Here is a 24,065-nt window from a genome sequence, read left to right on the forward strand (position 1 = left end):
GACCTTGATTGCCGGTCAGATCAGGGTCAGGCGGCTTCGGCCTGTTCCAGTTCCAGGGCATGACGGCGCTCGGATTCTTCGCGGCTCAGCGCGACCGAGGTGCGCACGCCCTTGGCGACGAATTCCATCAGCCCCTTGACCACGCGCTCGTTCGGGTCGATCCCGGCGCAGGACAGAACTTCGCGACCGTCGCGCGAACGCGCCCAGCGGGCGATCTGTTCCGGGCCGTTGCCGTATTTCTTGTCGTCGGCAATGGCATCGTCCAGCGCCGCCAGAACCACGGCGGCGAAAAGCTTGCGTGCACGTTGACCCTGCTCGAAGTTGAAGGCCGTGCTGTCGATGGTGTCACGCATGGTGGATTCCTTTGTTCTTGCTCTTGTCTTTCGCGGTATCCGCGGTTTCTAACGGTTTGAACACGATTCGGGGGCTTCCGGTTTGGAATGACGGGCATGCAGAAATTGCATGGCTTGCATCAGCCGGAACAGCATCTAGTCGGTCCGTTGCCGGGCCAGTAACGACATTTAGGGACCGGGTGCAGCATTTCAACCTTTGGTAAGGATTTTCTTGCATGACCGCACGGTGCCGGGGTCAGGCCAGCCTGACCCGTGCATCGCCTGCCGCAAGGTCACCCTCGGCCCGGTCAAGGCGCAGATGCGCGATGCCCGCGCCGCCGGCCTGGGTGAACAGGCGGCCCACCGGCCGGCCGTCGGGATCGGTGATCTCGGTCCCCACCGGGGCGGCGCCTTCGACGCTGACCCGCACCAGACCCTTGCGCAGTTCGGTCTTGTGCTTCATCCGCGCGGTGACTTCCTGGCCGACATAGCAGCCCTTGCGGAAATCCACCCCGTGCAGCCGCTCGAAGCCGGCTTCCAGGATATAGCTGTCCTCCGGCACCAGCTCGATCCCGCTTTCCGGGATGACGTGCTCCACCCGGATCCGGTCCCAGTCGATGGCCGGATCGGGGCCGGCGGTCTCGGACCAGGCCCGCCAGCCCAGCGCGGGATGGCGGGGATCGGGCAGGGCACCCTCGGGCGGCGCGTCCAGCCCGCGCAGCACATGCAGCCCGGACGGGGCGATCTGCACATCCGAGCGCAGCCGGTACATCGTCAGCCGCCGCAGCGTGTCGTCGGCAAGGCGCGAGGCGATGTCGATCAGCAGCGTCCCGTCCGGCCGGCGCACGACGAAGAAATCGGCCAGATACTTGCCCTGCGGCGTCAGAAGTGCCGCCCAGACGATGCCGGGCGCCTGCTCCAGCGGGCGCAGGTCATTCGTCACCAGGCCTTGCAGGAAGCCCAGGGCATCCCTGCCGGTCAGGGTCCAGACGGTGCGGTCGGGGGCGGCCTCGCCTTGCATCATGGGGCCAAGCCTAGGGCGGCCGCGGGTCGGACGGAAGGGTCAGTCACGCAGTTGTGCCTCTTGCAGCTGCGCATAGGCCCCGCCCCGCGCCATCAGGCTGTCATGCGTGCCTTCCTCGACCAGACGGCCGCGATCCAGCACCAGGATCCGGTCCGCGCCCTTCACCGTGGACAGCCGGTGCGCGATGACCAGCGTCGTCCGCCCGGTCCGGGCCCGCGCCAGCGCCTGCGACACCGCCGCCTCGGTGCGGGTATCCAGCGCCGAGGTTGCCTCGTCCAGAAGCAGGACCGGCGCATCGGCCAGAAGCGCCCGCGCAATCGCGATCCGCTGCCGCTGCCCGCCCGAGAGGGCCGAACCGCGTGTCCCCGCCGGCGTCTCCAGACCCTGCGGCAGCGCGGCGGCAAAGCCCGTGACCTCGGCATCGGCCAGCGCCTGCTCCAGCTGGGCCGGGTCGATGCCCTGGCGGCCCAGAAGCAGGTTCTCGCGCAGGGTCTCGTCGAACAGCGCCGCATCCTGGCTGACCGAGGCCAGAAGCGCGCGCTGGTCGAACAGGCTCATCTCCTGCACATCGACGCCGCCGATCAGGATGCGGCCCGCCTGCGGCTCGATCAGGGCCGAGATCAGCTGGAACACAGTGGACTTGCCCGCGCCCGAGGCGCCCACCAGCGCGGTGACCTTCCCGGCCTCGGCGGTGAAGCTGAGCTCGTGCAGCACCGGGCGGTCGGGGTAGGCGAAGCTGACGCCCTCGAAGCGGATCTCCGGCGCGCCCGGCGCGGGCAGGGCGCGGCTGACGGCGGGGCGGCGGGTGTCGGGCCGGGTGTCGAACAGGGTATAGATGCGCGCCAGGCTGGCCTCGGCCACCTGCCATTGCCCGGCCAGGTCGCTCAGCCGCCGGATCGGCTGGAAGGTCAGCGCCATGGCGGTGAAGAAGGACATGAACTCTCCGGTGGTGCGGTTGCCTGCCGCAACTTCGCTGCCGCCCAGCATCAGCACGGCGAAGAAGCCGATCCCGGTGACGACATCGACCAGCGCCGGCATGGCCGCCCGGCCAAGCGCGGTCTTGACCTCGGCGCGGCGGATCGTGTCGACGATCCGCTGGAAGCGGCCGGCCTGATAGGCCTCCATCCGGTTCAGCTTCACCGCCTGGATGCCGTGGAAGATCTCGTCCAGCCGGGTTGCGCGCAGGCCGGCCTGCTGGCGCGTCAGCATCGCCTTGCGCCAGAGATAGCGGCGCAGCACCAGCGCCGGCAGCAGCAGCATCGGCGCCCCGACCAGCGCCGCCAGCGTCCAGAGCGGATCGATCAGGATGGCGACGGTGAACAGCCCGATCAGCGAGACGACATCGCGCCCCACGCCGCCGATCACCAGCACCGCCGCGCCTTGTGCGGCCAGCGTGTCGCCCTGCACCCGCTCGATCAGCATGCCCGGCGCATGGCGCTGGTAGAAGCCCGCGTCCAGCGTCAGCAGGTGCCGCACCAGATCGGCCTGCATCGCCCCCGCCGCCGCCTGGTTTACCCGCGCCAGCAGCCAGCGCCCCATGACCGAGGTCACGGCCCTTACCAGAAACAGCCCCAGGATCGCCCCGCCGACCCAAAGCAGCAGCCCCGACCCGCCGGGGGCGAAGACCTGGTCGAACAGCGGATTCAGCATGTAGGACAGAAGGCCCAGCGTCGAGCCCTCGATCATCATCACCAGGAAGGCCAGCGCCATCAGCGGCAGATGCGGCCGCAGGTAGCCGCTCCAGAACCGGCCGAACAGCTGGCGAGAGGTATAGGCGCGTTCGGGTTGCAAGGGCGGGACAGCCTTCCTTCGGATCAGCCGGGGTGTAGCCGGAAAGCCCGCCCCTCGCAACGTGCCCCGCGCTCCCTGCCGCGCGCAAGGCGGGTCGCGCAAGGCGGGTCGCGCAGGGCGCCCGACCGCGGCAAGCCCGGTTGACGCTGGCGGCGCGCGGGCCTAGCCATGGCGCAGCCGCTCAGGAGACCCTCATGACCCTCGCCGCCGGCCGTCCCTATCTGGCCATTCCCGGACCTTCGGTGATCCCCGACCGCGTGTTGCGCGCGATGCATCGCGGCTCGCCCAACATCTACGAAGGCCCGCTGATCGAACTGGTGGCCGGCCTGATGCCCGATCTGCGGCTGGTCGCCGGGACAACGGGCCATGTTGCGATCTACATCGGCAACGGCCATGCGGGATGGGAGGCGGCGAATGCCAACCTCTTCAACCGGGGCGACAGGGCGCTGGTGCTGGCGGTGGGGCAGTTCGGCCTGTCCTGGGCCAATTCCGCCCGCGCGATGGGGGTGGAGGTCGAGGTCATGGACTTCGGCAAGTCCTCCCCCGTGGACATGGGGCGCGTCGAGGCCGCCCTGCGCGCCGACACCGGGCACCGGATCAAGGCGGTGCTCACGACGCAGGTCGATACCGCCAGTTCGATCAAGACCGACATCCCTTCCTTGCGCGCCGCGATGGATGCCGCGGGGCACCCCGCGCTTCTGGCGGTGGACTGCATCGCCTCGCTTGGCTGCGACGAGTTCCGGATGGACGACTGGGGCGTCGATGTGATGGTCTCGGCCTGCCAGAAGGGCCTGATGACCCCGCCCGGCCTGGCCTTCGTCTGGTTCTCGGAAGCCGCCCGCCTGCGCTGCGGCCGATCCGACCTTGCGACGCCCTATTGGGCCTGGGGCCCCCGCGCCGAGCCCGAGGAGTTCTGGCAGCTCTGGGACGGGACCGCGCCGACGAGCCACCTTTACGGCCTGCGCGAGGCGCTGGACATGATCGCCGAAGAGGGTCTGCCCCAGGTCTGGGCGCGTCACCACACGCTGGCCCGCACGGTCTGGGCCGCCTTCGACGCCTGGGGCGCGGGCAACCCGGCCATCGCGATGAACGTGGCCGACCCTGCGCATCGCGGCTGGTCGGTGACGGCGGCCCGGCTGGGGGCGCCGCACGCCACGCGCCTGCGCGACTGGTGCGAGAAACAGGCCGGCGTCACTCTGGGCATCGGCCTTGGGATGGCACCCTCGACCGACCCGGCCTATCACGGCTTTCTGCGGGTGGGCCACATGGGGCATGTGAACGCGCACATGACCCTGGGCGCGCTTGCGGTGATGGAGGCGGGGATGATCGCGCTGGACATTCCCCACGGGGAAGGGGCGCTGTCCGCCGCCGTCCGGGTCATCGGCACCGGGGCCTGACCGGCGCGCCCCTGGCCGGCCCCGGAGGGTTTCACACCCTCCGGACCTCCCGTGGAGTATTTGTCCATGGGCAAGCCATTCACGCTGTCCGGTGGCACGGGTTTTCGTCGTGCACAGAGATGCGGATGATCTCGTCACAGCCGCTCTCGGCGATGAACCCCAGCGACCGGGCGGTCTTCGCGCCGCAGGCCTGGGCCCAGGAAGTGACGACACCGGGTCGGGCTGGTGGCGGATCAGGTCCATCGCCGCTTGCCCTGCCACGCGCCGCAGCGTCCTGATCATCTCGGCGCTGCGGGCCGACAAGCCGGGCATCGACAGCGCGCGGCTGGGGCCAAGCCGGCCGGTTTCCAGCGTCGCTGCGCAGAAGGAACCCGGTCGCGGCGCGGGGGCTGGCGAACCAGTGCCGCAAGCTGTCGCGGACGGGCAGGGTGGCGGGCAACCCGCTCAGGGGCTCGCGCAGGATCGAGGAATAGAAGCCCGAGGCCGCCCGGTTCGGCGCGCCGGGGCGGATGCAGATCGTGGGCAACCGCAGCGCGACCCCGTTCAGCCCCCGGCGCGAACAGTCGGACAGCAGCAGCGCGGTCATCGCCTTCTGCGTGCCATGGCTCGTGCGCGGGGTCAGGTGGAAATCGTCCGGGATGACCTTCGGAAAGGGCGCGCCGAAGACCGCGAGCGAGGAGGCGAAGACCACGCGCGGGCAGTAATCTGGGATCGCGGCGATGGCGTCGAACAGGGCGCGCGAGGCGTCGAGGTTGACCGCATAGCCCCTGGCCAGGTCCGCCTCGGCCTCGCCCGAGACCACGGCGGCCAGATGGAAGATCAGCCCCGGCCGGTCCTTGACCAGGATCGCCGCCGCACCTGGATCGGCCAGGTTCAGCGCCAGTGTGACCGCCCCGTCCACCGGCGGCGGGGCCACCACATCGGCCAGCGTCAGCCGCGAGAAGGGCAGGGCGCCGCCCATGATCGCCGCGGTCAGCTTGCGGCCCAGCATCCCCGCCGCGCCCAGGATCAGGATCGGCATGGCCCCCTCCGTTTGCCGGAAGGGGACCACATCAGCCGCGACAAGCCAAGCGGATCAGCCGCCGTTCCTGGCCAGCCAATCCTTCATCCATTTGATCTCGGCCTCCTGCGCCGCGATGATGCCTTCGGCCAGCTTGCGCACCTCGGGGTCCTTGCCGTGTTCCAGCACGATCTTCGCCATCTCCACCGCGCCCTGATGGTGCGGGATCATGCCGCGGATGAAATCGACATCGGCATTGCCGGTGAACTCGATCGCCATCCCCTCGTGCATGCGGGTGTTGGCCGCCATGAAGGCCATCGCGGCGGGTCCCATGTCGCCCATCATCGCGTGGCCTTCGTGGCCGGTTGCGGCCTCTTGCGCAAGGGCCGTCGCAGCCGCTGCGGCGGCTGCGATACCCAGGGCCAGGGTCACAGGTTTCAGCATGGCAGGTCTCCTTCGTTCGCGTTCCGCCTCTTTTCCGACCTTACCCCATGGGAAGGAAACTCATTTCGGCGTGACCGGGAATTGTGCCGCGGCTGTGCACGACCTCAGCCGATCTGTGCGCAGCGCCCCCCTTTCCGCCGCCCCTGCACCGGCGTATCCTGTGCGACAGGTGGACATCGCAAGTGGTGACAAGAGTGCAGCGCAAGGGGCAGAGGCCCGTCGTCGGGATCATCGGCAACAGCTACCTCATCAACGGCAGCTATCCGTCGCATTCCGCCGGGACGATGAACACCGCCGCCGTGGCCGAGGTTGCGGGCTGCGTGCCGCTCATCATCCCGTCCGACCCGCGCTACATCAGCGTCGAGGAGCTTCTGGAGCTCTGCGACGGCTTCCTCTTGACCGGCGGGCGCCCGAACGTCCATCCCAGCGAATATGGCGAGGAAGAGACCCCCGCCCACGGCGCCTTCGACCGGGGGCGCGATGCGATCACGCTCCCGCTGATCCGGGCCTGCGTGGACCGGGGCCAGCCTTTCCTGGGGATATGCCGGGGCTTTCAGGAGGTGAACGTGGCGCTTGGCGGTACGCTGCACCCGGAGATCCGCGATCTGCCGGGCCGGATGAACCACCGCATGCCGCCGGACGGCACGCTGGAGGAATGTTTCGCACTGCGCCATGTCGTGACCTTCACCGAAGGCGGGGTGTTCCACCGCCTGCTGGGCGCGCGTGAGGTGATGACCAACACCCTGCACGGCCAGGGCATCGCCCGCCCCGGCTGCCGCATCGTGATCGACGGCCACGCCCCGGACGGCACGCCCGAGGCGATCTATGTCAAGGACGCGCCCGGCTTCACCCTGTCGGTCCAGTGGCACCCGGAATGGAACGCGGCCAGCGACCCGGTCTCGCGTCCGCTGTTCCAGGCCTTCGGGGCGGCGGCGACGGCCTGGGCTGCGGGCGAGCGGCCGGGGGTCGCCAGGCGCCGCTCGGCCTAGGCGGGCGGAATTGCGCCAGATCAGGGTGACCCTGACTGAGGTCGGATAGGCTTGGTGCGTCCACAGGAAAGGGATGCGCCATGTATCTGCTGATCGCCTATGCCACGACCGACGGCCAGACCCGCAAGATCGCCCGCTTTGCCGCTGACCGGATGGCGGGGCAGGGCCAGGCCGTCGAACTTCTGAATGTCGAGGATGCCGAGGGGCTGGACCTGTCCCGCTTTGACGCGGCGATCCTGGCCGGTTCGCTGCATGCCGGGGGGTTCCAGAAGGCGCTCGCCCGGTTCTGCGCCTCGGCCAGGACCGAACTTGCGCAGATGCCCACGCTGTTCCTGGCCGTGTCGCTCTCTGCTGCCGGGCAGGATCCGGACGACTGGTCGGGCCTGCACAAATGCCTTGCGGCCTTCCAAGCGGATACCGGCTGGACCCCGGGAGAGGTGGAACATGTCGCGGGGGCCTTCAGGTTCTCGGAATACGACTTCTTCCGCGCCTGGGCGATGCGCCGGATCGCCGATCAGAAAGGCGAGAAGGTCGAGCCCGGCAAGGACAAGGAATACACCGACTGGGCGGCGCTTGGACGGCGGCTTGACGCCTGGCTCGCCGGCCTTTCCTCACGCGTCACAGCGGGCGCAGCTTCAGCTTCGTGATCCGGTTCTCGCGCCGCTGCATCACCGTGAAGCGGAACCCGTGGAAACTGAAGACCTGGCCCTCGTTCGGGATCATCTGCGCCTCGTGGATGACCAGGCCCGCGATGGTGTTCGCCTCGTCATCCGGCAGGCGCCAGTCCATCGCCCGGTTCAGGTCGCGGATCGTCATCGACCCATCGACCAGCCAGGAGCCGTCCTCGGTCTGCACCAGACCCGCATCCTTGCGCACCACGTCGAATTCGTCGGTGATGTCGCCGACGATTTCCTCAAGGATGTCCTCCAGCGTGATCAGCCCCTGCAAGGCGCCGTATTCGTCCACGACCAGCGCGAAATGCGTCCGCCGCGCCAGGAACTCGCGCATCTGTTCGTCCAGCGTGGTGGTGTCGGGGATGAAATAGGGTTTCATCGCCACCTTCACGATGTCCAGCGCCTCGATCCCCGGCGCGTCCGGGCCGCGGACCAGCCGGTCCACCTCGCGCAGAAGGTCCTTGGCATGGACCACGCCCAGGATGTTGTCGTCGCTGTCGCGAAAGATCGGCAGCCGGGTATGGGGCGAGGCCAGGACGCGGGTGATGATCTCTCCCGGCGGCAGGTCGGCGTCGATCATCTCGATCTGGCGGCGGTGGCGCATGATCTCGTCCACCGTGCGGTGCGCCAGGTCCAGCGCTCCCAGCAGGCGGTCGCGGTCCTCCTTCTCCACCGCGCCCTCGGAATGACCCAGCGCAATGGCCCCGGCGATCTCCTCGCGCAGCGCCAGAAGCGGGTCCGAGGCATCGGCGCGCATCCCGAACAGACGCAGGATCGCGTTGACCAGCGTCCGCACGACCACGATGACCGGGGAAAAGACCAGCGTCACCAGGCGGATGGCCGGCGCCACACGGGTTGCCACGGCCTCGGGATAGGTGATCGCCACGGTCTTCGGCATGACCTCGCCGAAGATCAGGACCAGCACGGTCATCACCAGCGTGGCCAGCGCCACGCCGCTGTCGCCGAACAGCCGGGTCAGCAGCGCGGTGGCAAGTGCGGCCGACAGGATGTTGACGATGTTGTTGCCCAGAAGGATCGCGCCGATCATCCGCTCGCGGTCGTCGGTCACCCGCAACGCGGCCTGTGCCCCGCGTGATCCGCGATCGGCCTGCGCCTTCAGCTTTGCACGCGACGAGGCCGTCAGCGAGGTCTCGGACCCGGAGAAGAAGGCGGACAGCATCAGCAGCGCCAGGATGGCGGCAGTGGTCAGCCAGAAGGCAGTATCAAAGGTCTCGGGTGTCATCGTCTCGTTCCGGGTTCAGCCCTTGCGGGCCAGGGGATGCCTGGTCAGGACAAGGTCCTTCAGATGGTCGTCCAGCACATGGGTGTAGATTTCCGTCGTGGCGACATCGGCATGGCCAAGCAGGGTCTGGATCACCCGCAGATCGGCGCCGTTGGCCAGAAGATGGGTGGCGAAGGCATGGCGCAGCACATGCGGCGTCACCCGCGCCGGCGACAGGCCCGCCCGCACCGCGACATCCTTGACCAGCGCATGAAAATACTGACGCGTCAGATGGCCCTCCCGCCCCTCGCCGGGAAAGAGAAAGCGCGAGGCCGGGCGTCCGGCCTGCCGCGCGGCCTCTTCCGCGCGGTCGCGCTCGGCCAGCCAGGCCGCCAGCGCCGCGCGGGCGGGGGTGGAAAGCGGCACCATCCGCTCCTTGTCGCCCTTGCCCTTGACCAGGATCATGCGCGGATCGCCCCGGACGGCGGCGACCGGCAGGCCGACCAGCTCGCTGACGCGCAGGCCCGTGGCATAAAGCAGCTCGAACAGCGCCGCGTCGCGCAGCCGGTCGGCTTCCGTCCGGCCCCGGCTCCGCGCCGCCTCCATCAGCCGCGCGACCTCGGCCTCGCTCAGCGTCCTGGGCAGGCCCTGCGCCTTTCCCGGCCCGGTCAGCCGCAGCGCGGGGTTGTCGCCGCGCCAGCCTTCCTCGAAGGCAAAGCGGTAAAGCTGTCGGATCGAGGACAGCCGCCGCGCCCGGGTGGCCTTCGACAGGCCCTGCGCATCGCAGGCCACAAGATAGTCCTCCACCGCCGCGCGGTCGGCCCCGGCCAGCCCCGCCCCGCGCCGGTTCAGCCAGTCGGCGAAATCCACCAGGTCCCGGCCATAGGCCAGCTGCGTGTTGCGCGCAGCCCCCAGATCGGCGGCCCTGGCGTCCAGGAAGGTCGAGATCCAGCGGCTCGACTCGGGGTCGGGCATGGCCGGCTAGCCCCTCCGTTCCAGGATCATCAGCTCCAGCGCCGTGCGCCGGGCCACCGCGTCCAGCCCCGCCAGGCGCAGGATCGACAGGCCCTCCGTCACCCCGCGCAGGTCGCCCTTGACGCCCCGCCCGATGCTGTCGATCGCAACGATGACCGCCTCGCCGGTGCGGTTGCCGTCCAGCAGCCGCTGCCCCTCGACCGAAGGCGTCGGGATGCGAAAGGCGGCCGAGATCGCGCGGGCCATGCTGTCTGGGGGCAGGGCCTCGGCCCCGCGGCCAAGCGCGATCGCGGTCAGGAAGGCCTCTTCCGGCGTGGTCGGGCTCGCCCGCCGGGCCCAGGTCTCGGCATGGGGCGACAGAAGGCCCACCCGGAAGGCGATGTCGGCCGCCGCGCCGGTCAGCGGCAGGTCAAGCAGCGCCTTGGCGTAAAGCGTGGCGAAGGGCACTTCCAGCTCGGCCTCCTGCATCCGGTTCCAGACGGCGGGCAGGGTGGCGGCGACGCGCGCGGGATCGCCCGCCGCCATGGCCGCGTCGAAGGCCTGGAAGGCGGCCGCCCGGTCCCAGACCCCGCCCGAGGCCGCGGGCGTGTTCTCGGTGTAAAGGCCAAGGATGACATTCGGCGGGATCGTCCCGGCCCGGGTCAGCCGCTCGGCCGCCTCGATCCGGGCCTTCCAGCCCGAGCGGGGCCGCAGTTCGGCGTAGGAAAAGGCGATGGGCAGGCCGTCGGTCGGCAGGGGCTCGCCGATCGCGGCATAGATCATCCAGTCCAGCGGCGTCACCGGGCTGGGCGGCGGTGGGACCGGCTCGCCCTCGTAAAGGTCGGGATCCAGGAACCGCGACAGAAGCTGCTCCTGATCCGCGCTGATCTGGCCAAGCGCGCTGGCGGTCCGGATCGTCAGCGCGGCGGTGTTCCAGTCGCCCGACCGCGCCAGGCAGAAGATGCGCGCGGGCAGGGTCGGCGCCAGATGCGGCGCGTTGGCCATGCCGTCGCAGGCCCGGTCCTCCGCCCCGGTCAGCAGCGCCACGTCGAAGGCCCGGCGGAACAGTTCGGGCGAGGTCACGCCCGCCGCCTCGATCAGGGCTGCCGCCTGCTCCAGCGCGCCCAGCGCCAGAAGCTTGTCGATCCGCACCAGCAAAAGCTCGCCCCGGCCCCCGGCGTCGATCGGCGGGTTCAGTTCCGCCAGCAGGATGGTCAGGAACAGCTGGCGCAGCGCCGGCAGCGCGTCGTCGGGATGCGAGACCAGGCTTTCCGCGATCTCGCGCGTCAGCCCCGCCCCCCAGAAGCCGCGCGGCAGGCCCGAGACCGAGGGCGAGATGAGGCCGACCCCGTCGGGCGCCGGTCCGTCGAGCGACGAGGTGGTCACGTCGGCGGGCAGCGTGGTTCCGGCAGCGGCCACGGGGGGTTCGTCCGGCAGCACAAGGCCCGCATCGGGTGCTGCGGCGGCCGGTGTGGCCACCGATTGCGACAGCCAGTCGATGGCCGACAGCGGGCCGCCGGTCGTGCCGGCCTCCTGCGCTGCGGCGGGCTGGATGGCAAGGATCAGGAACAGGACACCGGCTGCACTAGTCCGCATTCAACACCACTGGCTTCTTCACCTCGCCCTGCACCGGGGACAGGTCGCCCAGATAGGCATAGACGGTCAGCCCGAGGAAGCCAAGAATCACCAGCAAGAGGAACGCCTTGATGATCCGACCCATGATGTAGCCCTTCCTCGACTTCTGCCATGGGCTTCATCCCATGGGCGTTTCTTGCCGCTCGTCGCCGCCCGATCGGCGGTGCGTCGCGGGTATCCGTTCGAATGTATATAGCATTCGCCAGGACTTCACGCCATTGAGGGTGGAAGTTTTCCCGTCGGCAAGTCCTTGCCCGGGATCGGCAGGGCCAGGGGAACCGGAGGGACATGACGAGGCTGGCAAAGACTGTGGTGCTGGTGGGGATGATGGGCGCGGGCAAGACGGCCGTCGGCACCGCGCTTGCCCGCCAGCTTGGCGTCGAATTCCGCGACAGCGACGAAGAGATCGTCCGCGCCGCCAACCGCACCATTGCCGAGATCTTCGAACGCGACGGCGAGGCCTTCTTCCGCGCCCGCGAGACCGAGGTCATTGCCCGCCTCCTGCGCGGCACGCCCTGCATCCTGTCCACCGGCGGCGGCGCCTTCCTGTCGGGGCCGAACCGCCGGCTGATCCACGATGTCGGCGTGTCGGTCTGGCTGAAGGCGGATCTCGACCTGTTGTGGCAGCGCGTGCGGCACAAGACGACGCGACCGCTGCTGCGCACGCCGAACCCGCGCGAGACGCTGCGCGCGCTTTACGAGGCGCGCCAGCCGTTCTATGCCCTGGCCGACATCACGGTCGAAAGCCAGCCCGACAAGACCGTGGAGGACATGGCCCGGCGGGTGCGCGAGGCGCTGAGATCGCGGCCCGATGTGCTGGAGGAGGCGACGTGAACAGGGTTGCGGTGGATCTGGGCGACAGGTCCTACGAGGTGCGCATCGGTCCCGGCCTGATCGCGCGCGCAGGCGCCGAGATCGCGCCCCTCCTGCGCCGGCCGCGCGTGGCCATCGTCACCGAGGAAACGGTGGCCGCCCGCCATCTTCCCGCCTTGCAAGCGGCGCTCGCGGCCGAGGGCATCGCCGCCTCCGCGCTGGCGCTGCCGCCGGGCGAGGCGACGAAGAACTGGGACAACCTCGCCCGCTGCACCGAATGGCTGCTGGAGCAGAAGGTCGAACGCCGCGATCTGGTGCTGGCCTTCGGCGGCGGGGTGATCGGCGATCTGGTGGGCTTTTCCGCCGCCATCCTGCGCCGCGGCGTGCGCTTCGTGCAGCTGCCCACCACGCTTCTGGCCCAGGTGGACAGTTCGGTCGGCGGCAAGACCGGGATCAACACCGCGCAAGGCAAGAACCTGGTCGGCGCCTTCCACCAGCCCAGTCTGGTGCTGGCCGACATCGACGTCCTGTCCACGCTGCCCGATCGCGACTTCCTGTCGGGCTATGGCGAGGTGGTGAAATACGGCCTTCTGGGCGATGCCGCCTTCTTCGACTGGCTGGAACGCGAAGGCCCCGCGATCCGCGCAGGCGATGCGGCGGCCCGGCTGCGCGCGGTCACGCGCTCGGTCGAGATGAAGGCCGGGATCGTCAGCCGCGACGAGACCGAAGAGGGCGAACGCGCGCTTCTGAACCTGGGCCATACCTTCTGTCATGCGCTGGAGAAGGCGACCGGCTATTCCGACCGCCTTCTGCACGGCGAGGGCGTGGCGATCGGCTGCGCGCTGGCCTTCCAGCTTTCGGCGCGGCTGGGCCTGTGCAGCCAGGAGGAACCCTCGCGCCTGCGGGCGCATCTGGCGGCGATGGGGATGAAGGTCGATCTGGCCGACATCCCGGGCGACCTGCCGGGGGCCGAGACGCTGATCGCGCTGATGGGGCAGGACAAGAAGGTGGTGGACGGCCGCCTGCGCTTCATCCTGGCGCGCGGGATCGGCCAGGCCTTCGTGGCCGAGGATGTCCCGGACGAGGCCGTGCGCGCCGTGCTGGACGACGCGCTTGCCGGGGCGCTTGCCGGGCGCTGATCAGAACAGAAGCTTGTAGACGTTGCCGTTGGTGTCGCTGGCCTGGCCGGTGCCGCTGGCGGTGCCCGAGCCCACCACGAAGGTGCCCTGCACCCGCGTGCCGTCGTCGCAGACCGCGTAGATCTCGCCGTTGTTCACCCCGGCGACCGTCTCGCGCTTGCTGCCGACCTCGCCGCCGGTCTTCTTCAGCGTCAGCGCCAGCCCCTGCGAGTTCGACACCACCCGCGGCGTCAGCGAGGTCCAGGTGCCGGTGCACTTGCCGCGCTTCGGCAGACGGAAGCTCAGCGGACCCGAGGTGCTGTTGGTGTTCTTCGCCACCGCCCGGATCACCAGCGTCGGATCGGCCTCGGCGATCTCGCCCGACAGCGGATAAAGCTGCATCGTGCTGGTGGTATCGGCGCAGGCGGCCAAGGGCAGGATCAGGGCCAGGGCCAGGCGGCGGGTCGTCTTGCGGCTCCCGCCGGGAACGGCCGGGCGCGGGCGCGACAGGTTCGGGTCAGGGGTCATGGGCGGGACGTCTCTGCTCGGCCGTAAGGGGCGCACCGTCGTTCGGGCACGGCCCCCGCGGGGCACGCGGCCGGGACAGGCGCGGTGCGACCCGCCCGACAGGCGCGTCTATGAAGCGAAACGGCCCCTCTGTCCAGTGCATTGCCCGGTCTATCACGCCGGCGCGATGCCGCTGCGCGATCAGCTTGCGGCAAAGCGCAGCAAGGACCGCAGCGAGGTCAGCGCGCGCCTGCCCGGGCCTTTCAGCGGGCTCTGGCGCGGATGCCAGCCGCCGCCCGCATGGTTCAAAAGCGACTGCGGCATGTGCCGCATCAGCCCGGTGATCGTGTCGGCGATGATCTCGCTGGCCAGGGGGCCCAGACGCTCGCCCCGGCCATGGTGGCGCGCCTCGGCCAGCACGTACAGCCAGGGCGGGGTCTCGGCCAGCATGCCCAGCCCTTCCGCCAGCTCGCGCAGGCCCTGCTTGCCCGGGGCGCTTTCGGGCAGGGCGGCGCGCAGCTGATCCGCGTCCAGCGGCACCAGCCCGCAGGCCCGGGCCAGCACCTGGCCAAAGGGGATCCGACGCTGAAAGCCCCGCATCAGGTTGCGGAACAGGATCGAGCCATGCGCCGCCACTTCGGAATCGCCCATCGCGCTCAGCATCCCTTCCGCGAAGGTCAGGTCGATCTGCTCGGCCCCGCCCGGACCGGGCCCGGGTTTCGGACGCCGGGTCATCCGGTCCCAGTCGATGACCCAGTGGTCGGGCAGTTGCAGCGTCTCGGCCAGTTCCGGGTGCCCCATGTTGCCATGGGTGGTGAAGGCGAACAGGTCCTGCAACCTTGCCCCCGCGCGGTCGATGCGCCCGCCGCGGCCGAAATTGGCGTTGAAGTCGTAGGTGGCGCCGACCATCGAATGTCCGAAACGGAAGGCCGCGGTGGTGAATTCCAGCGGCACGGCGCGCGGGGCGGGCAGCTTCTGCGGGCGCTCGGCAAAGGGGGCGCGCAGGGTCAGGGGGGACAGCAGCTCTGCCAGGAAATCGTGCAGGATCAGCCAGTGGTAATGCAGCGTGACCAGTTGCCTTGCCCTGGCGAAACAGGCGGCCCGATCCGGCGTCTCGCCCTCCAGCGCTGCCACCGCCTTGTTGTGGAACAGCAGAAGCGCCAGGTGCAGCTGGCTGACGATCAGGTTCTCGTCATTGCGCCGGTCGGCGATCAGGGGCTTTCCGTCCAGCCGCAGGATGTCGGGCGCGCCCCGGTCGTGGTGGATGCGCGCGGGGTCGCGGCCCCTGGCCCGGAAGACCTGCGCCGCTTCGGTTCGGGTCTTGCCCAGGCGGAACCGCTTGCCGTCCGGCGCATAAAGCGCCCGGATCTCCGGGTCGGCGCTGTCCGGCCCGTCGCCGTACAGGCTGTCCAGCGCCAGAGGCTCGGCCTGTTCGTTGACGAAGTTCGCCAGGATCACCGGCACCGGGGCCCGCTGCCACCTGTCCAGCCCCGGCGGAAGCCCGGTGTCGATGACCCCCATGCCCGCCGGGGGCGCGGCCAGCGTGACCACATCACCCACCGGGGCCGAGATGTCATGGTTCACGAACTGGCCGAAATAGGTGTAGACCGGCGCCAGCCGCATCGGCAGCACCTGCGGCGCGGACAGGATGGAGCGGCTGTCCTTCTCGAAGGACTGCAAGCGCCGGAAGCTTTCGGCCGGCGTGGTGCCCTGGAAGCAGCCCACATCGGCCCGGCGGGCGAGGTCGGGGAACAGATAGCAGAAGCCGGACTGCGACGGCCTGGCCGTCTCTCGGCGCGGCGCGGCGGCTCGGGCGGGTCCGAACAGGCTGTGCGGGGTCGAGATCGGCGGCATGGCGGCCTTTCGGCAACGGGATCAGAAGGGTTCGGGCAGGGTCGGCCGGGGCTGGTCCGGACAAAGCCGGGCATAGCGCGGGCAGTCGATCCGCCCCCGCATCGCGCAGAGACCGGGCACCAGCACCCGGACCGCAGGCAGGGGGTCGCCGGGCAGGGTCATGTCGATGCCCAGAGCCCGGTGCCCAAGCCGGTCCAGCCGTTCCAGAAGGGCAGGCATCTCCATCGGCCGGGCCGGCCGTTCCGGCCCCGGCTGGAACTGCGGCTGCCCGATCAGCGAGGCCGCGGCCAGCCAGGCGGCCGCTTCCGGATCCCCGGCCTCGCGGGCGTGTTCCAGACTGACCTCGGTCTGCACCATTTCCGTGACCGCGGCGAGGGCGGCATCCTCCAGCACGGGCCGCGCAGCCGCGCCCATGGCGACGGTCCGCCCGTCGGGATCGGCCGAGGCGGCCACCACGACCGGCAGGCCGATGTCGCTGGTGATCTCGATCAGCCGGGTCTGCCGGGCGCGCTGGTGCAGCCACCAGTAGAGGCGCGGCTGGTGGGCGTCGATGATCTCGGTCTCCACCCGGCCGCCCGGCAGCCGGCCATGCCACCACAGGGCCAGCGCATCGCGCTCGACGCATTCCCACAGCCCCCGGGCCAGCGCGCTGTCGCGGTCCGGCCCGACCGCGCATCCTGTGGAATTGGCATCCTCGCGCAGGGGCTCGCCGAGGATCGCCGCGCAATCCAGATAGACCTCCTGCGCCGGCACCTCGACCGTCGCCCCGCTGACCAGATCGCTTGTCGCGACCATGGCGATGCCGTCCCGGCGCGGCAGTCGGCGCAGGTCGGACAGGTGCCGCTGCGCCAGGCTCGCGCGCAGCTCCAGCGCCTCGGCACCGGCCGCCAGCATCGCCTGCTGCGGCGTCATGCCCCGTCCGGCCGGCAGCCGCGGCTTCAGCCCGGTCACCCCGTCATCCGTCGGCAGGGCGACGGCCAGGAACAGCGGCGCATCGGGTTCGTCCAGGGCGAGGATGCGGAAATCGTCGTCCAGGGCGCGCGCCAGTTTCGCGATCAGCTCGGCCGGATTTTGCTTCATTCCCGCATTCAAGGCAGGATGACCCGCGGGATCAAGGACGGAATCGGTCGCCGCCGGCGCATTTCACGCTGGCATCACGAACCGGCCGGATACTGGTTCCGGGCGGAAGAGCGGCAACAGCCAGGGCAAGGGGAGAGACGGCGGAATGGTGGGATTCTTCAATCTGAAAAGCAATGTGCTCGCCGATCAGGTCGATACGGGCGAGGCGATCATGCGGGTCAGCAGAAGCGTGTTCAAGGACTCGCCGAATTCGGAATGGAAGAAGTTCGAGGACGACACCCGCGGCTGGCTGCATGCGAACGGCTACCGCTATGACGGGCCGGGCGCCGGGCCGAACGGCGAGATCCCGGACAGCGTGCAGATCGTGCCGGTCTATGACACGGCGAACCGGATGCATGTCCGCATCCCCTGGGCCGGCCTGCTGAAGAACCCGCCCGCCGTGGTGGACGAACCGACCTACGGCAATACCCAGTCGATCCGCTTCAAGGTGCTGCTCGCGCGCTATTTCATGCGGCACTGCCGCTAGGGCAGGCCGCCCCGGGCCCGGGCGTCCGGGCCTAGGCGTTCTCGGCTGCCATGGCCCGGGCCAGCCGGATGCCCCTTTGCAGGGACAGGCGGCCTTCGGGCCAGTTGATCGGCAGCGTGTCCAGCACCCAGGCCTCCAGATCCTCGTCGGTCGGGGGGGTGCTGCCTTCCCACATCTGCGTCGCGATCCGGCGGAAGGTCGCATAGGCGCGGGCGGCCTCGCGCGTCTGGCCCAGATGCGCGTAAGAGGCCACCGCCCAGACGCCCAGGTCGGGAAAGCCGTCGGGGCATTTCTCGACCGTGGCGATGGTGGTCTCGTGGTCGCCGGCCATGAAGTGGATCCCGGCGAGATAGGCGATGTAATACTCGGGATAGATCGGGTTCAGCCGCAGCGCCTGCTGCGCCAGGTCCCTGGCCAGATCGACATGTCCCAGGAAGCCCAGCCCGCTGGCCGCCGCGATCAGCGTCTCGGCATCGTTCGGGTTCATGTCCACCGCCAGCCGGAAATGCGAATTGGCCCGTTCCGGCGACCGCGCAATGGCCCAGTTCCAGGCCATGCTGATGTGGCAGCGCGGGTCATAGGGGTCCAGCGCGATCGCCTCGCGCGCATGGCGGAAGGCGGCGGCGCAGTCGGCCTTGCGGTTGGCGTAACCGGGCCGGACCATGCAGCGCGTGCTCAGCACCTGCGCGAGGCTCGCGTGGCTGCCGGCAAGGCCGGGGTCCAGCTCGATCGCCTTCAGGAACAGGGCTTCGGCCTGGGCATCCGCCTCGGCCGACCAGAGCCGCGACAGCTGATGCCCCTTCAGCCACAGGTCATAGGCCACCGGATTGCCGGGCGTGGACCGCGCATGGCGCAGCAGCGTGATGTGGTTCACCTGACTGGCCAGATGCGCCGCCACCGCCCCCGCGACCGAGGAACTGACCTCCTGCAACTCGTGCTCGGCCACCGGGTAAAGCTGGGACCAGACCTCGCTGCCGTCGCGGCAATCGATCAGCGTGACGAACAGCTTGCCCTGGCCCGTGCGCCAGTCCAGCACGCAGTCCACCGCGAAATCGGCGTCGATCACCTGGCCGACGGCGGTGAAATCGACGGCCGTCGTCGAATTGAAGCCGCTCGACGGCCAGGGGATCACGATCCAGCAGCGAAAGCGCGACAGGCAGGACTTGGCCAGAAAGGCGAACCCCTCGCCGAGATAGTCCTTGCTGTCATCGACATAGCGGGTCAGGGGCGGGCGGATGGTGATCCGCGGCGGGCCGTTGCGCGTCAGGGGCGCTGGCGCTGCCAGGGGCGCCGCGGCGGAGCGCTGCAACGAGACCTCGCCGCTCTTGATCGCGACCAGAAGCGCATTCGTGGCCTCGCTCGGCTCGCTGTCCAGTTCTTCCGCAAGCGCCTGTTCCAGCAGCCCGTATTGCCGCAGCGCCGCCGACTGGTCGCCGCGCTGGGCGTGAAAGCGCATGATGAACTGATGCGCAAGCTCGTGGCTGGGTTCGACCCGGACCAACTCTTCGGCGATGCGGGTGTCGGCGAAGCTGTTGGCCGCGATCAGCCTTTCCAGCTGGTCGGTCAGCGCGCCGGTCAGGATCGAGCGCAGCTGCGTCCGTTCGATCTGCAACCAGGCCTCGAAGACCGGCGCGCTGGGCTGGGCCGGGCCGAACAGTTCGCCCTGCCAGAGCGCCGCCGCCGCCAGAAGCGCGCTCTGGTCGTGGGTCGCTGTCGCGATCAGCTCGCGGAACCGCCGCACGTCCAGATCGAACGCCGCCGACTTCAGGCCCACCGAAAAGCGGTCGGCCTCGATCACGTCCGCGTCCTGCGGGCCCAGCACTTCCTTCAGCTCGCGCAGCGCCTGGCGCAGGCTGGACCGCGCCAGCGTCTCGGGTGCCGGGTCCCACAACAGCGAGGCCAGCTGCTCGCGGTTTATCCGCTGGCCGGGGGACAGCAGCAGAAGGCCCAGCAGAAGCCGCGTCTTGCGCGTGCGGAACGCCAGGTCCTCTCCGGTCGCGATGCGCGCGACCCGGCAGGCACCGAGAAGATCGACCTGGAAGCGGAACATGCGAACTGGCCCGGGATCAGAGAGTTCAACGATGCACCGAAGCAAGGCGGCCTTTCAACAGACCACGGCCAGGAAATCCACCAGAGTCCGGCGCTGTGGCTCTGCGGTTGCCCCGCGGCGCGGATTTGGCGCTGAGGTCGCGGGAAAATCACGCAGGCCCGGCTTGTCTGACCTTGCTCTGCACACATCGTCGCGGGGCGGGAAATGCGATTTCGAAACATGACTTCGCCAATACGCGAGATCGGGATGAAGGCCGTCCTTGCCATGTCGCCTGTGCCGCCGAGGTGCGGACGACCCTGGGCCTGCCTGCGAACTAGGTCGCCCCGGCCGCGCCTCAGCCTTTCAGGAAGGGCGCGGCCGTCATCGTGGCGGGGACCGGCACGCCCAGGCGCGTCAGGATCGACGGGGCCAGCGCCAGCTGGTGCAGCACCTCGTCCTCGGGCGGCAGCGGGCTGTCGCCGAAATAATAGAAGGCAAAGTCGCGCTGGTCCTCGCCGGTCCCGCCATGATGGCCGCGCGCGTCCTGGCCGTGGTCGGCGGTGACGATGACCTCGTATCCCGCCTGCCGCCAGCGGTGCAGGAAGGGGGCAAGCACCGCATCCAGGTGGCCGCAGGCATGGTCCATCTCGGCGCAATCGTGGAAGAAACGGTGGCCCATGCTGTCCAGCGTGCAGCTGTGCAGGATGCCGTAGTCGATGCCCTTGACCTCGCAAAGGCGTGTCAGCGTGCCGAAGAGGTCGTAGTCCGAGGGCGTCATCTGGTTGGCCTGCCCATAGCCGTGCATGGTGTGGAACCGGCCATGGGTGATCGGGCCGCCGGGTTCGTCATATTCGATGTCGCGCACCACATCGAAGGGCGCGCGGTTGAAGAACTCCGACCAGTAGCTGTGCGTGACGGCACCGGTCCTGCGGCCTGCCTTCGTCAGTTCGCTGAACACATCGGGAAACTCCAGCCGCCGGATGTCGGCATTGTCCCAGATCCGGTGCACCTGCGGCGGCAGGCCGGTGTGGATCGAGGCATAGCACGAGGCCGAAGTCGAGGGCAGCACCGACCGCATCCGCCGGACCCGCGCCTCGCCCTGTTCGACCCAGCCTTCGAGGTTGCCGAACAGCCGGCGCCAGTTGCGCCAGGGCACCCCGTCCAGGATGATGAGCAGAAGCTTCGTCACGTCACAGTCTTCCCGCAAACACCCGGCGCGCCCCGAAATTCCGCGAATTTCGGTCCGATTTCCGCAGGAAATCGCGCCCCCGGTTCAATTCCCCGCGCTCTCCATCTTCCGGTGCGCGATCACCTGCTCCAGCCAGCCCTGTTCCATCTCGGGCACCGAGGACAAGAGCAGGTCGGTGTAATCGTCGAAGGGCGGGGTCAGCACATCCGACTTCTGCCCATAGCGCACCACCGCCCCCTTGAACATCACCGCGATCTTGTCGGAAATCGCCTTCACCGTTGCCAGGTCATGGGTGATGAACAGATAGGCCACCCCCGCCTCGGCCTGCAACGCCAGCAGAAGCTTCAGGATCCCGTCCGCCACCAGCGGGTCCAGCGCGCTGGTCACCTCGTCGCAGATGATGAGCCGTGGCTTCGCCGCCAGCGCGCGCGCAATGCAGACGCGCTGCTTCTGCCCCCCCGACAGTTCGGCCGGATAGCGCTGAGCAAAACCCTTGCCCATCTCGATCTGGTCCAAGAGCTCCTGCACCCGGCGGTCCCTCTCGGCCCCGCGCAGCCCGAAGTAGAACTCCAGCGGCCGCCCGATGATCGTGCCCACCGTCTGGCGCGGATTCATCGCGGTGTCGGCCATCTGGTAGATCATCTGGATCTCGCGCAGGTCGTCCTTCGTGCGCCCCGCCAGATCCGCCGACAACTGCCGCCCGGCAAAGGTGATCCGCCCCTGGCTCGGCGGCAACAACCCGGTGATCGCGCGGGCCAGCGTCGATTTGCCCGAGCCCGACTCCCCCACCACCGCCAGCGTCTGCCCGGCGGGAAGTTCGACCGAGACATTCTTCAGCACGTCGAAATTCGTCCCCCGATACCGCGCCGTCAGGTTCTGCACCTGCAACACCGGCGGGGCAGGGGGCTTTTCCTCGTGCTCCAGCCCGCGGACCGACACCAGCGCCCGGGTATAGTCCTCGCGCGGGGCGTGGATGATCTGCCCGGTCTCGCCCAGTTCGACCATCCGGCCATGGCGCAGCACCATGATCTCGTCGGCCACCTGCGCCACCACCGCCAGATCATGCGTGATGTACAGGGCCGCCACCCCGGTATCCCGGATCGCCTCCTTGATCGCCGCCAGCACGTCGATCTGCGTCGTCACGTCCAGCGCCGTCGTCGGTTCGTCGAAGATCACCAGATCGGGCTTCGGACACAGGGCCATCGCCGTCATGCAGCGCTGCAACTGCCCGCCCGAGACCTGATGCGGATAGCGCAACCCTATCGTCTCCGGGTTGGGCAGGCCCAGCTTGCGGAACAGCCCCACCGCGCGCGCCTCGGCCTCGGCCTTGCCGCAGAGCCCATGGTTCAGACAGGTCTCGATGACCTGCTCCATGATCTGCCGGGCCGGGTTGAAACTCGCCGCCGCCGATTGCGAGACGTAAGTCACCTCGCGCCCCCGCAGAGCGCGCAAGGTCCTGGCATCGGCCAGCCGGATCTCGCGCCCGTTCAGGTGGATCGTCCCCCCGGTCAGCCGCACCCCGCCGCGGCCATAGGCCATGGCCGACAGGCCGATGGTGGATTTGCCCGCCCCCGACTCGCCGATCAGCCCCAGCACCCTGCCGCGCTCAAGCGTCAGGTCCACGCCATGGACCAGCGTGACCTCCCTCGGCGGCTCGCCCGGCGGATAGGACGTCGCCTCGATCACCAGGCCCCTGATCTGCAACAACGGCTCAGCCACCGCGCCCTCCTTTCAGGCTGGAGGTCCGGGTCAGGATCCAGTCCGCGACGAGGTTCACGGAAATCGCCAGCGCGGCAATCGCGGCGGCGGGCAGCAGGGCGGCGGACTTGCCGTAGATCAGCCCGTCCTTGTTCTCTTTCACCATCCCGCCCCAGTCGGCCAGCGGCGGCTGGATGCCAAGGCCCAGGAAGGACAGGGTCGAGATGAACAGGACCGCGAAGATGAAGCGCAGCCCGAACTCGGCCACCAGCGGCGACAGGGCATTGGGCAGGATCTCGCGGAAGATCACCCAGCCGCCTTTCTCGCCCCGCAGCCGGGCGGCCTCGACAAAGTCCATCACCGCGATGTCGGCGGCGACGGCGCGCGACAGGCGGAAGACGCGGGTGCTGTCCAGGACCCCGATCACCAGGATCAGCACCGTCAGGTTCAGCGGCAGGACCGACAGCATCACCAGCGCCACGATCAGCGAGGGGATCGCCATCATCAGATCGACCATGCGCGACAGCAGCTGGTCGATCCAGCCGCCCTTCACCGCCGCCAGGAAGCCGAAGAACGCCCCCAGCGAGAAGGCCAGCAGCGACGAGGCCAGCGCCACGAAGATGGTGATCTGCGCGCCGTAGATCAGGCGGCTCAGGATGTCGCGGCCGATGGTATCGGTGCCCAGCCAGTGCCGGGCCGACATGCCCTCCCACTGGCCGCCGGAACTGTCCGAGATCGGATAGGGCGCGATCCACTGCGCGAAGATCGCGACGAAGAGGAAGGTGCCGGTCAGGATCAGGCCGATGAGGGCAGAGAGCGGGATCCTCATTTGGGGTGCCTCAGCCGCGGATTGGCCAGGATGCCGATGATGTCGGCCAGCATGTTCAGGAAGATGTAGACGGCCGCAAAGATCAGCCCCACCGCCTGCACCACCGGCAGGTCGCGCTTGGTCACATGATCGACAAGGTATTGGCCCAGGGCGTTGTAGCCGAAGACCACCTCCACCACGACGACGCCGACGACCAGATAGGCCAGGTTCAGCATGACCACGCTGACCACCGGGGCGATGGCGTTCGGGAAGGCATGGCGCCAGATCACCGTCATCGGCGACAGGCCCTTGAGTTCTGCGGTCTCGATATAGGCCGACTGCATCACGTTCAGGATCGCGGCGCGGGTCATCCGCATCATGTGGGCCAGGACCACCAGCACCAGCACGATGACGGGCAGCGCGACGGCGTGCAGCTTGGCCCAGAAGCTCATGCCCGGAAAGACCATGGCCACGGGCTGGAAGATCGGAATCAGCTGGGTGAAGAGGAAGATCACGAAATAGGCCGCGACGAATTCGGGCAGGCTGATCGTGGTCAGCGTGATGCCCGAGATCAGCTTGTCCGGCCAGCGCCCGGCATGGCGCGCGGCGATCAGGCCCAGCAGGATCGCCAGCGGCACGGCGATGACGGCGGCGCAGCCGGCCAGGAACAGCGTGTTCCCCAGCCTTTGGCCGATAGCCTGCGCGATATCGACGCCATTGGTCAGCGAGGTGCCCAGGTCTCCGGTCAGCACGCCGCCCAGCCAGGCGAAATAGCGCGTCAGCGGCGGGTCGTTCAGGCCCAGCTTCTCGCGCAGGTTCTCCAGCGCCTGCGGCGTGGCGGACTGGCCCAGGATGGCTTGCGCGGTATCGCCCGGCAGCGCCTCGACGCCGAGGAAGATCACGGCCGAAACGGCCAGCAGCAGCAGGAGGCCCAGCGCAATGCGCTGGACCACCAGTTTCAGGATCGGATGCACGGGCGAA

General features: G+C 69.2%; 22 protein-coding genes and 1 pseudogene. 6 read left to right on the top strand and 17 right to left on the bottom strand.

The features are described from left to right. Positions 1 to 26: 26 nt before the first annotated feature. The 3 genes from G8O29_RS08345 to G8O29_RS08355 form a co-directional block, all read right to left on the bottom strand. Positions 27 to 353 (bottom strand): DUF6280 family protein, encoded by a 327-nt coding sequence (locus G8O29_RS08345; protein WP_166402792.1) that lies wholly within the window; start codon positions 351 to 353, stop codon positions 27 to 29. 235 nt (positions 354 to 588) lie between these two features. Next, positions 589 to 1,353 (bottom strand): CAF17-like 4Fe-4S cluster assembly/insertion protein YgfZ, encoded by a 765-nt coding sequence (gene ygfZ, locus G8O29_RS08350; protein ID WP_166402948.1) that lies wholly within the window; start codon positions 1,351 to 1,353, stop codon positions 589 to 591. Positions 1,354 to 1,395: 42 nt separating this feature from the next. Then, positions 1,396 to 3,066, bottom strand: a complete 1,671-nt coding sequence (locus tag G8O29_RS08355; RefSeq protein WP_166402949.1) for an ABC transporter ATP-binding protein — start codon at positions 3,064 to 3,066, stop codon at positions 1,396 to 1,398. A gap of 275 nt (positions 3,067 to 3,341) precedes the next feature. Here G8O29_RS08355 and G8O29_RS08360 point away from each other — a divergent pair, with 275 nt between their 5' ends. Continuing rightward, on the top strand, positions 3,342 to 4,544 hold the full coding sequence (locus G8O29_RS08360) for a pyridoxal-phosphate-dependent aminotransferase family protein (protein ID WP_166402793.1): 1,203 nt from the start codon (positions 3,342 to 3,344) through the stop codon (positions 4,542 to 4,544). Between the two features lie 79 nt (positions 4,545 to 4,623). On the opposite strand, the gene G8O29_RS08365 is transcribed toward G8O29_RS08360, so the two are convergent. Next, a complete protein-coding gene (locus tag G8O29_RS08365; protein ID WP_242678993.1) occupies positions 4,624 to 5,565 on the bottom strand; it encodes an NAD-dependent epimerase/dehydratase family protein in 942 nt (313 codons plus the stop codon). Positions 5,566 to 5,619: 54 nt separating this feature from the next. After that, entirely contained in the window at positions 5,620 to 5,988 is a 369-nt protein-coding gene (gene copM, locus G8O29_RS08370) for a CopM family metallochaperone (protein ID WP_166402794.1), read from the bottom strand. Between the two features lie 185 nt (positions 5,989 to 6,173). Between copM and G8O29_RS08375 the strand changes: the two genes are divergently transcribed. Both G8O29_RS08375 and G8O29_RS08380 read left to right on the top strand, forming a co-directional pair. After that, positions 6,174 to 6,977, top strand: a complete 804-nt coding sequence (locus G8O29_RS08375; protein WP_367890150.1) for a gamma-glutamyl-gamma-aminobutyrate hydrolase family protein — start codon at positions 6,174 to 6,176, stop codon at positions 6,975 to 6,977. Between the two features lie 80 nt (positions 6,978 to 7,057). Next, positions 7,058 to 7,624, top strand: coding sequence for a flavodoxin domain-containing protein (locus tag G8O29_RS08380; RefSeq protein WP_166402795.1), 567 nt, complete (start codon positions 7,058 to 7,060; stop codon positions 7,622 to 7,624). Here G8O29_RS08380 and G8O29_RS08385 read toward each other — a convergent pair. Genes G8O29_RS08385 through G8O29_RS18690 form a run of 4 tightly spaced genes read right to left on the bottom strand, consistent with a single transcriptional unit; the run spans position 7,596 to position 11,547 of the window. Next, positions 7,596 to 8,894 (bottom strand): HlyC/CorC family transporter, encoded by a 1,299-nt coding sequence (locus G8O29_RS08385; protein WP_166402796.1) that lies wholly within the window; start codon positions 8,892 to 8,894, stop codon positions 7,596 to 7,598. The two genes, G8O29_RS08380 and G8O29_RS08385, sit on opposite strands and share 29 nt — an antisense overlap. Positions 8,895 to 8,909: 15 nt before the next feature. Next, on the bottom strand, positions 8,910 to 9,848 hold the full coding sequence (locus G8O29_RS08390; protein WP_166402797.1) for a tyrosine recombinase: 939 nt from the start codon (positions 9,846 to 9,848) through the stop codon (positions 8,910 to 8,912). Positions 9,849 to 9,854: 6 nt separating this feature from the next. Continuing rightward, entirely contained in the window at positions 9,855 to 11,423 is a 1,569-nt protein-coding gene (locus G8O29_RS08395; RefSeq protein ID WP_242678995.1) for a hypothetical protein, read from the bottom strand. Continuing rightward, complete coding sequence (locus G8O29_RS18690; protein ID WP_302848571.1) at positions 11,413 to 11,547, bottom strand: hypothetical protein; 135 nt, start codon at positions 11,545 to 11,547, stop codon at positions 11,413 to 11,415. The genes G8O29_RS08395 and G8O29_RS18690 overlap by 11 nt, the downstream gene beginning before the upstream one ends. Positions 11,548 to 11,732: 185 nt before the next feature. Between G8O29_RS18690 and G8O29_RS08400 the strand changes: the two are divergent. Together G8O29_RS08400 and aroB are read left to right on the top strand one after the other, a co-directional pair. Next, positions 11,733 to 12,296: pseudogene (locus tag G8O29_RS08400) on the top strand (shikimate kinase); the annotation flags it as partial. Then, positions 12,293 to 13,414: a 3-dehydroquinate synthase gene (aroB, locus tag G8O29_RS08405; RefSeq protein ID WP_166402799.1), complete on the top strand. Its 1,122-nt coding sequence runs from the start codon at positions 12,293 to 12,295 to the stop codon at positions 13,412 to 13,414. The pseudogene G8O29_RS08400 and the gene aroB, both read left to right, overlap by 4 nt. Here the strand turns inward: aroB and G8O29_RS08410 are convergent, their stop codons facing one another. From G8O29_RS08410 to G8O29_RS08420, 3 genes are all read right to left on the bottom strand, one after another. Next, complete coding sequence (locus tag G8O29_RS08410; protein WP_242678996.1) at positions 13,415 to 13,921, bottom strand: hypothetical protein; 507 nt, start codon at positions 13,919 to 13,921, stop codon at positions 13,415 to 13,417. Positions 13,922 to 14,101: 180 nt separating this feature from the next. Beyond that, on the bottom strand, positions 14,102 to 15,754 hold the full coding sequence (locus G8O29_RS08415; protein ID WP_166402800.1) for a peroxidase family protein: 1,653 nt from the start codon (positions 15,752 to 15,754) through the stop codon (positions 14,102 to 14,104). Positions 15,755 to 15,775: 21 nt separating this feature from the next. Then, complete coding sequence (locus G8O29_RS08420; RefSeq protein ID WP_166402801.1) at positions 15,776 to 16,834, bottom strand: YcaO-like family protein; 1,059 nt, start codon at positions 16,832 to 16,834, stop codon at positions 15,776 to 15,778. A gap of 145 nt (positions 16,835 to 16,979) precedes the next feature. Between G8O29_RS08420 and G8O29_RS08425 the strand changes: the two genes are divergently transcribed. Then, positions 16,980 to 17,360, top strand: coding sequence for a hypothetical protein (locus G8O29_RS08425; RefSeq protein ID WP_166402802.1), 381 nt, complete (start codon positions 16,980 to 16,982; stop codon positions 17,358 to 17,360). Between the two features lie 31 nt (positions 17,361 to 17,391). Here the strand turns inward: G8O29_RS08425 and G8O29_RS08430 are convergent, their stop codons facing one another. The 5 genes from G8O29_RS08430 to G8O29_RS08450 all read right to left on the bottom strand — a co-directional run bounded on the left by G8O29_RS08430 (position 17,392) and on the right by G8O29_RS08450 (position 24,058). Further along, a complete protein-coding gene (locus G8O29_RS08430) occupies positions 17,392 to 19,410 on the bottom strand; it encodes an AfsR/SARP family transcriptional regulator (RefSeq protein WP_166402803.1) in 2,019 nt (672 codons plus the stop codon). Positions 19,411 to 19,744: 334 nt separating this feature from the next. After that, positions 19,745 to 20,578, bottom strand: coding sequence for an alkaline phosphatase family protein (locus G8O29_RS08435; protein ID WP_367890151.1), 834 nt, complete (start codon positions 20,576 to 20,578; stop codon positions 19,745 to 19,747). Positions 20,579 to 20,662: 84 nt separating this feature from the next. Next, positions 20,663 to 22,297: an ABC transporter ATP-binding protein gene (locus G8O29_RS08440; protein ID WP_166402805.1), complete on the bottom strand. Its 1,635-nt coding sequence runs from the start codon at positions 22,295 to 22,297 to the stop codon at positions 20,663 to 20,665. Continuing rightward, the gene (locus G8O29_RS08445) at positions 22,290 to 23,105 is read right to left on the bottom strand and encodes an ABC transporter permease (RefSeq protein ID WP_166402806.1); all 816 of its coding nucleotides are present in this window, start codon (positions 23,103 to 23,105) and stop codon (positions 22,290 to 22,292) included. Before G8O29_RS08445 ends, G8O29_RS08440 begins: the two co-directional genes overlap by 8 nt. After that, the gene (locus G8O29_RS08450; protein ID WP_166402807.1) at positions 23,102 to 24,058 is read right to left on the bottom strand and encodes an ABC transporter permease; all 957 of its coding nucleotides are present in this window, start codon (positions 24,056 to 24,058) and stop codon (positions 23,102 to 23,104) included. The genes G8O29_RS08445 and G8O29_RS08450 overlap by 4 nt, the downstream gene beginning before the upstream one ends. Positions 24,059 to 24,065 lie beyond the last annotated feature (7 nt).

It is taken from the genome of Rhodobacter calidifons (assembly GCF_011174775.1).
Classification (GTDB): domain Bacteria; phylum Pseudomonadota; class Alphaproteobacteria; order Rhodobacterales; family Rhodobacteraceae; genus Tabrizicola; species Tabrizicola calidifons.